The sequence below is a fragment of the Protofrankia sp. CiP1_Cm_nod2 genome, assembly GCF_920664355.1.
Taxonomy (GTDB): Bacteria; Actinomycetota; Actinomycetes; order Frankiales; family Frankiaceae; genus Protofrankia.
Genome location: NZ_CAKKTL010000194.1, coordinates 2,359 through 10,175 on the forward strand (window position 1 = coordinate 2,359; position 7,817 = coordinate 10,175).

At 71.0% G+C, this 7,817-nt stretch carries 9 protein-coding genes; 1 reads left to right on the plus strand and 8 read right to left on the minus strand.

Annotated elements, in window-relative coordinates; all coding sequences use genetic code 11:
- Window positions 1–505 precede the first annotated feature (505 nt).
- The gene (locus tag NBW84_RS24495; protein WP_445548568.1) at window positions 506–670 is read left to right on the plus strand and encodes a lytic transglycosylase domain-containing protein; all 165 of its coding nucleotides are present in this window, start codon (window positions 506–508) and stop codon (window positions 668–670) included.
- Here the strand turns inward: NBW84_RS24495 and NBW84_RS18560 are convergent.
- The 8 genes from NBW84_RS18560 to NBW84_RS18590 form a co-directional block, all read right to left on the minus strand.
- Window positions 663–1,415: a GNAT family N-acetyltransferase gene (locus NBW84_RS18560; RefSeq protein WP_445548566.1), complete on the minus strand. Its 753-nt coding sequence runs from the start codon at window positions 1,413–1,415 to the stop codon at window positions 663–665. The two genes, NBW84_RS24495 and NBW84_RS18560, sit on opposite strands and share 8 nt — an antisense overlap.
- A complete protein-coding gene (locus NBW84_RS18565; RefSeq protein ID WP_250286011.1) occupies window positions 1,400–2,533 on the minus strand; it encodes an LLM class flavin-dependent oxidoreductase in 1,134 nt (377 codons plus the stop codon). Before NBW84_RS18565 ends, NBW84_RS18560 begins: the two co-directional genes overlap by 16 nt.
- A gap of 28 nt (window positions 2,534–2,561) precedes the next feature.
- The gene (locus NBW84_RS18570) at window positions 2,562–3,746 is read right to left on the minus strand and encodes an LLM class flavin-dependent oxidoreductase (RefSeq protein WP_250286012.1); all 1,185 of its coding nucleotides are present in this window, start codon (window positions 3,744–3,746) and stop codon (window positions 2,562–2,564) included.
- Window positions 3,743–5,164, minus strand: a complete 1,422-nt coding sequence (locus tag NBW84_RS18575) for an NtaA/DmoA family FMN-dependent monooxygenase (protein WP_250286013.1) — start codon at window positions 5,162–5,164, stop codon at window positions 3,743–3,745. Before NBW84_RS18575 ends, NBW84_RS18570 begins: the two co-directional genes overlap by 4 nt.
- Window positions 5,165–5,444: 280 nt before the next feature.
- On the minus strand, window positions 5,445–5,567 hold the full coding sequence (locus tag NBW84_RS24500; RefSeq protein ID WP_445548569.1) for a putative leader peptide: 123 nt from the start codon (window positions 5,565–5,567) through the stop codon (window positions 5,445–5,447).
- A gap of 339 nt (window positions 5,568–5,906) precedes the next feature.
- Window positions 5,907–6,284, minus strand: coding sequence for a PIN domain-containing protein (locus NBW84_RS18580; RefSeq protein WP_250286014.1), 378 nt, complete (start codon window positions 6,282–6,284; stop codon window positions 5,907–5,909).
- Entirely contained in the window at window positions 6,281–6,565 is a 285-nt protein-coding gene (locus NBW84_RS18585; protein ID WP_250286015.1) for a hypothetical protein, read from the minus strand. Before NBW84_RS18585 ends, NBW84_RS18580 begins: the two co-directional genes overlap by 4 nt.
- A gap of 243 nt (window positions 6,566–6,808) precedes the next feature.
- Window positions 6,809–7,817, minus strand: a 1,009-nt coding sequence (locus NBW84_RS18590) for an ATP-binding cassette domain-containing protein (protein ID WP_250286016.1), incomplete at its 5' end; no start/stop codon positions are given.

Genomic DNA, 7,817 nt, shown 5'->3' on the forward strand with positions numbered 1-7,817 from the left:
CCGACGGCGATCCCGACCGCGACCAGCCCGGCCGCGGCCAGCAGCCGCACACCTGTGGAGAAACGACGCCCGTCAGCCATCCCCGGCTCCCGCCGTCGCCTGCACGGTGCCGCGGGGGACCAGGACCAGCGGCCGGCCAGCGAACTCACGGTTGGCCGCATATCGGGGCCAGCCGGCGACCACACCGATGCCGATCGCCGGCTGCAGCAACGCGGCCACGCTGGTCACCCCCGTGCTCCCATGACAGTCTGTGACCGCCACCAGCGGCTGAACGGAAGCGACGTCCGTGGCAGCGCGGCGGTGGCGGAACTGTGTGTCATGGCCGGTGCGCATCAGCACCGTCACGCCAAGATCACCTCTTGTACCAGAAAGGATACGTATCGTCAGAATAGGCGAAAGCACAAAACTCGCTGTTGCCGGTGGGCCACTGCGCGCCGACACCTACCAGGGCTGGATCGTCCCGGCCGGTGCCGGTAACGACTGCTGTCCATAGCTCAGCCCGGCGCTGCTCACCGCCCAGCTCGCCCAGGAATCCGGCTTCAACCCGCGCGCGGTCTCCGCCGCCGGGGCACAGAGCATGGCCCAGTTCATGCCCGGCACCTGGCCGACCTGGGCCGCCGGTGCTGGATGGGAACGGTTTTATCCGGAAAGCGCTGCGCCGGTCAGGTGACCGGGGCGTTTTCGGGGAGGGGGTCGGGGACGCGGACGGCAAGGAAGGTCGCCTCGCGGCGGAGGCGGAAACCCAACGAGAGGTAGAGCCGAATCGCGTTGGTGTTGTCGGCGGCCGCGTGCAGGAACGGGGTTTCGCCGCGTTCGCGGATGCCGGCGGCCACCGCGCGCACCAACCGGCCTCCCAGCCCCTGGCCGCGGAAGGCGGGATCGGTGCAGACCGCGCTGACCTCCGTCCAGCCGGGTGGGTGCAGCCGCTCGCCGGCCATCGCCACGAGCACGCCGTCGCGGCGGATGCCCAGGTAGGTGCCCATCTCGATGGTGCGGGGCAGGAACGGGCCGGGCTTGGTGGCCGCGGTCAGCGCGAGCATGTCCGGCACGTCCGACGGCTGGAGGCGGACAGCCTCGTCGTCGGGCGCGGCGGCGACTCCGCCGTCGACGAGCTGCACCCCGGAGCCGCGCGCCACCACCTCCCACCCCGGCGGCGGCGGGACCTGCACTCCGGCGAGCGGGACCAGCGCCCCCGGGCCGGCGAGGGCGGCGATGTCGTTCCAGTCGGCGGCGTCGGGCTGTTCGGGCAGCGCCACGAAAGGGGAGACGTCGACCGGGTAGCGCAGCACGTTGCCGCGCCGCTCGGCGAGGTGCGCGTGCGCCCCGGTCAGCGACCAGCGGGCGGGGTTGTCCAGTGGATGCCGCTGGTCCGGGTCCTGCCGGCTGGCGGGGACCCGGCTCAACGGCGTTGCCATTCCTGGGCCAGCAGCTGGTAGGAGCGGACCCGGTCGGCATGGTCGTGGGTGATCGTGGTGATGATCAGCTCGTCGGCGCCGGTGGCGTCGCGCAGCTGCTCCAGCTGGTCGGCGACCTGCCCCGGCGAGCCGACGAACTGGGTCTCGACACGGTCGGCGACCAGTTCGCGGTCGGCGTCGCTCCACACGTGCCGGCGCGCCTCCTGCGGGGCCGGGAACGGGATGGCCCCCAGTGTGGTGCGGATGCTGCGTACCCACAGCCCGTAACCGGCGGCCAGCTCCCGCGCGGTGGCGGTGTCCTCGGCCACGACGACATCGGCCGAGACGCTGACATAGGGCCGGTCAAGTTCGCCGGACGGCTGGAACGCGGCCCGGTAGGCCTCGACAGCCTCCAGGACGGTGGCCGGGCTGACGTGGTAGTTCGCGGCGAACCGCAGCCCCTTCTCCCCCGCGAGGATCGCGCTCTCGCCCCCGCTGCTGCCGAGGATCCAGACCTGCACCTGCGCGCCCTCCCCGGGGACCACGTGAGCCTGTTCGCCCTCGGCGGAACGGTAGGTGCCGGCCAGCAGGGCAAGGACATCGCCGATCTGCTCAGTGTAGTTCTGTGACTGCGCGCCGGGGAGCTGCAGGAGCCCCTTCTGCAGCTCGAAACGCGGCGAGTTGAGCAGATGCTCGAAGGAGAACCGGGGTGGGATGCGCAGCCCGTTGGGCGCGCGTCCGTCCACGACGGCCGTGCCGGCGCCGAGCAGGGCCGGCTCACGCCTCACCTCGTTCGGACGCCCGCCGGAACGGCCCAGGCCGAGGTCGAGACGCCCGGGGTGCAGGGCGTCGATGAGCCCGAACTCCTCCACCGTCGACAGGGCGGTGCGATGCCCGAGCTGGACGGCGCCGGAGCCGAGCCGGATCGTCGAGGTGGCCGCGGCCGTCAGCGCCAGCAGGACCGCCGGCGAGGTGCCGGCCACGCCGGGGTTGAGGTGGTGTTCGGCGAACCAGTACCGGGCGTAGCCGAACCGCTCGGCCCGCTGGGCGAGATCGATGCTGTTGCGCAGCGCCTGCGCCGCAGTCGATCCGGCGGGGATCGGGACGAGGTCCAGGACGGTGAGCGGAGTCGTGACCATGACAGGCTTCCTTACTCATAGACACGGCCTAGACGGCTGCGGGCGCGGGTCCGTCCACGGTCGGTAACGATGCGGCGGATGACGATGCGTTCGGTGACGACGGCGACGGCGAGGACGGCTGAGACGACGAGGAGGGCGGGGCTGACGGGGACGGCTCGGCGAGCACCGGGGCCCACGGCCAGGGCGGGTCCGGGATCTCGCGGCGCAGCACCGGGGCGATGTCGGACTGGAACAGCTCCAGGCTGGCGCGGTGCTGGGCGTCGGTGAGGCCGCCAGCGTCGGCGTGCAGGTGCAGCACGCTGTGCCCGAACCGCTCGTGGTAGCGGTGCACCTTCTCGATGACCTGCTGCGGGCTGCCGATCAGCGCGGAGCTGCGCTCGACGAAGTCCTCCAGCGTCGGGAACACCGGTTCCATACCGAGCCGCTTCTGGAAGGCGAGATACCCCTCGAACACCGGGCGGTAGCCGGCGATGGCGTCCTGGGAGCTGCGTTCCGCGTAGTAGCCGGCCGTGCCGGCACCGACCGTCGCCAGTGTCGGGTCGTGGCCGTAGCACTCCCAGCGCTCACGGTAGTACTGGACCAGTTCGGCGTACGGCTCGATCGGGTTGGTGACGTTGGCCGAGAACAGCGGGTCACCGTAGCGGGCGGCCAGGTCGACCGACTCCTTGCTGGTGGCGCTGCCGTGCCAGACCCGGATCGGCTGCTGCAGCGGCCGGGGCCAGACCTCGGCGTCCCGCAGCGCGGGGCGGAACCGCGGGTCGGCGGTGACCTTGTCCTCCCGCCAGATCCGGCGGAAGAGCTCGTAGGACTCGGCGTTGCGGTCCCACTGGTCGTCGGGGGTGACGTGGAACAGCTCCCGCTGGGCGGCGCCGTTACCCTTGCCGATGATCACCTCCAGCCGGCCGCCGGAGAGGTGGTCGAGGGTGGCGTAGTCCTCGTACGCCCGCACCGGGTCGAGCAGGCTCAGCGTGGTGACGGCGGTGAACAGCCGGATCCGGCTGGTGAGCGCGGCCAGGTGGCTGAGCACCACCGGCGGGGAGGAGGAGATGAACGGCCGTTCATGCCGTTCGCCGACCCCGAAGCCGTCGAAGCCGAGTTCCTCGGCCAGCAGCGCGTTGTCGATCACTTCGCGGAACCGCTCGGCGGTCGACTTCCGCACCCTGGTGACCGGGTCCGGGGCGTGCACGATCAGGGTGATGGTCAGGAACTTCACGACACGGCCCTCGCCGCCGGCCCCGGCCCGGCAGGGGACGCGCCGGACGCGTCGGACGTGCCTGACACGGCAGGGACGAGCGGCGCAAGACCGAGATGGTCGCGCAAGGTAATACCTTCGTACTCGGTACGGAACACGCCACGCTCCTGCAGCAGCGGGACCACCGTGTCGACGAAACCGTCCAGCCCGCCGGGGGTGATGTGCGGGACAAGGATGAACCCGTCGCTGGCATCTGCCTGCACGAGATCGTTGATCGCACTGGCCACCGTCGCCGGGGAACCGATGAACGTCTGCCGCCCGGTGATCTCGATGATCAGCTCTCGGGTGGAGAGGTTCTTCGCCTCGGCGAGCTGGCGCCACTGGTTCGCGGTGGCCAGCCTGTCCCCGAACATGCGCACGCTGGCCCGGCCGCGGGCGACCGTGTGCTCCCCGGGGTCGGGGTCGACGGCGGGCAACGGCCCGTCCGGGTTGTGGCCGCAGAGGTCACGGTTCCACAGCTGCTCGAGGAACTGGATCGCGGTCTGGCCGCTGACCTGCTGGCGCCGGACCTCGTATGCGATCTCGGCCGCCTCGGCGTCGGTGTCGCCGAGCACGAACGTCGCCGCGGGCAGGATCAGCAACTGGTCGCGGGCACGGCCGTAGCGGGCCAGCCGTCTCTTGACGTCGGCGTAGAACGCCTGCCCGGCCTCCAGGGTGCCGTGCCGACTGAAGATCGCGTCCGCGCCCGAGGCGGCGAACTCCCGCCCCTCGTCGGAGTCACCCGCCTGGAAGATGACGGGACGTCCCTGCGGGCTGCGCGGGACGTTGAACTGGCCGGCGATGTCGAAATGAGCGTCACGGTGGGTGAACCTGCCCGGGTGCGGGTCGCGCAGGAACACCCCGGTCTCCCTGTCGGCGATGATCTCGTCGCCGCGCCAGGAGCCGAACAGCTCCCAGGCCGTCCGCAGGAACGTCCTGGCCCGCGCGTAACGCTGCTCCTCGGGCAGGAAGCCGCCGCGGCGGAAGTTCTCGCCGGTGAAGGCGTCCCAGGAGGTGACCACGTTCCACGCCGCCCGGCCGCCGGAGAGATGATCGAGGCTGGCGAACTGCCGCGCCACCTCGTAGGGCTCGTTGAACGTGGAGTTGATCGTGCCGGCCAGGCCGAGCCGGTCGGTGACCGCGGCGAGCGCGGCCAGCACCGTGAAGGTGTCCGGGCGGCCCACCACGTCGAGGTCGTGGATCAGCCCGTTCTGCTCGCGCAGCCGCAGCCCCTCGGCCAGGAAGAGGAAATCGAACTTTCCGCGTTCGGCGGTCCGCGCGAAATGGACGAAAGAGCCGAACTCGATATGACTTCCCGCAGCCGGGTCGCTCCACACGGTGGTGTTGTTGACACCTGGAAAGTGCGCGGCGAGATGGATCTGCTTGATCGGCCTGCTCATCGTCCGATACCCCTTTCAGACGGCTGCCGGCGCGGCCGTGGGCCGGCGGCGCGGCGGTGTCAACACGAGCGGCGCTGTCAGCGCGAGCGGGAACAGGCCCACCCGGTCACGACGCGCGGGAGCCGGTAGGGCCGGCGGCGACAGACCAGGTCGGGCGCGGCGGATCGTCACGTGCGGCGGATCGTCGGGTACGACGGGCCCGAACTGGATCCGGGCCGGACCCGATCAGGTCGGGCGGACAGCGCGTATGTCAGGAATGCTCAGGTCAGCGGGGCTCGGGTCAGGGTGGACAGAGCGCGCCGGCGACACGGCACAGATCGATGTGCCGGCGCAGAAACGAACTGATCACACCACGTTGTGGCCCGGATATACGGACGGCAGACGGGCCTGGGATCAGCCGCATGCGCCGCCACCTCCTGTCGACCGATACTTCCCGCCGATCGATGCCCGGCCGGCCCTGCCCGACGCCCGGCCCGTGGACCGGAACGCCCAGCCGGCCCCACGTCTTCGGGGCGCCCGCCGCGAGGGAGGCTGCCAGCCGGCGAGCCTCGCCGGCCAGCGAGGCCACAGCCCGCCGCCGACACTCATGACCTTTCTCGAAGGTACCACCGTGAGCCACCGGCAACGCCTGTTTCCCATCGATGCACCTGGCATTGTTTGATCATTCGATTCCGATCAATTTCCTTCAGGAGAGCGATGTCAGGCGCGGGCCAGATCGAGATCGACCGTCCGAGATCGGCCGTCAGAGCACGACAAGGTCGAGCGCGGGATCCAGCTTGCGCAGATCATGCGGATCAGAAGTGACGACCGTGGCCCGAAGCTTCCGTGCCAGCAACACGACATGGGCATCGACGACATCGCTCGCCCCCGATGCCGCCAGCAGCAGCCCGATCCGGGCAGCGATCTCCTCCGACAGGGACTCGACCCGCACCGCGCCCGTTCGCACCAGTTTCATGACGGCGTGTTGACGCGGTGATCCCCGCCAGACCTGAGCGAGGACTCCCGCCGGCATATGCGCGGCCACCCTCGCGCCGACCAGGTCCGCGGCCAGCGCGAGCATCCGGCCGTCACGACGTTCCAGCGCGATGAGCGCGCCCGTGTCAAGGACAGTCGTTCTCACGCGGCCCCGGCCACCTGGGTGTCTCCGGCGTCATCACCGGCTTCGAGAACATCGTCGGCCGCCAGCACCGATCGCGCCCAGGCACGTGCGGCATCGTCCAGCCCGCCGGCCTCTTCGATCATCTGGTCCAGGATCTGCTGGGCCTGCGCCCAGTCCGGCTCGGCGGCGGCGAGACCGGCGAAGTAGGCCGACACCGACTCCGCCTGGCCGGCGTCAGCGGCCCGCTGCGCCTTCGCCGCGATCTCCTCCGGGACACTGATAGTGATCCGCCTGAAGCTCATAATTCAAGCATAAATCATGTGCACAGCCGCGCCCGGACGGCTTCTTCACCGACGGTCCTCTCCATCACCTCCTCGCCCGACAAGGCACGCCCAACAAGGCACGCCCGGCAAGGCAGTGCGTCGAACCCGGTGAGCCATTCGACGTAGGCGTCCTCGCGCCGTTGTCCATCCCGGCGTTGTCCATCCCGGCGTTGTCCATCCCGGCGTTGTCCATCCCGGCGTTGTCCATCCCGGCGTTGTCCGTCACGTGTGGCGACCACCGATGCCGGTCGGCTTCCCATCACCGGGCGAAGCGGCCTGACGCTGTTGCGACCATCTGGGGATCGCCTCCAGCAGCGCGCGGGTGTAGTCGTGCCGGGGGCTGGTGAACAGGTCGTCCGTCGGGCCGGTCTCCACGATCTGCCCGGCCCGCATCACCGCCACCCGGTGGGCGATCTGCCGCACGACGGCCAGGTCGTGCGAGATGAACAGGTAGGCCACGCCGGTGTCGGCCTGCAGTTCGGCGAGCAGCTCGAGGACCTGCGCCTGCACGGACGCGTCCAGCGCGGAGACGGGCTCGTCGCAGACGACGAGCTGGGGTGCCAGCGCCAGCGCGCGGGCGATCGCGACCCGCTGCCGCTGCCCACCGGAGAGCTCGGCGGGCCTGCGTTCGAGGACCGAGGCCGGCAGCGCGACCCGGTCGAGCAGGTCCCGGGCCCGGGCGGTGCGGGAGGCCCGGTCACCGACCCCGAACGCGCGCAACGGTTCAGTGATCACCTCTTTGATCGAGAACCGCGGGTCGAGGGACGCGTAGGGGTTCTGGTAGATGATCTGGGCCTGCCGGCGCAGCCGCCGCAGCCGCGCCCCCCTGGCGGCCGTGACGTCGTCACCGTCCAGCACGATCCGGCCGGCGGTCGGATCCACCAGGCGCAGGACGAGGCGGGCGGTGGTGGACTTGCCCGAACCCGACTCACCGACCAGGGCCAGCGTCTCGCCGCGGTTGACGGTGAAGCTGACGTCACTGACAGCGCGTAGCGTCCGGGCGGAGCCGCCGGCCGTACGGGGCAGCGGGAACTCCTTGACCAGGTTGTCGACCACGACGAGTGGCCGTTCGGCGGCCCCCGAGGGCTCAGCGGCTGCCGAAGGTGACGTCCGGGCCCGCGGCACGGCATGCGCGGGGGGTGCGGTGCGCGCGGGAGGTGCGGTGCGCGCGGGAGGTGCGGTGCGCGCGGGGGGTATGGCGCGGATGAGGGCGAGGCTCGGGGCGCTGTGC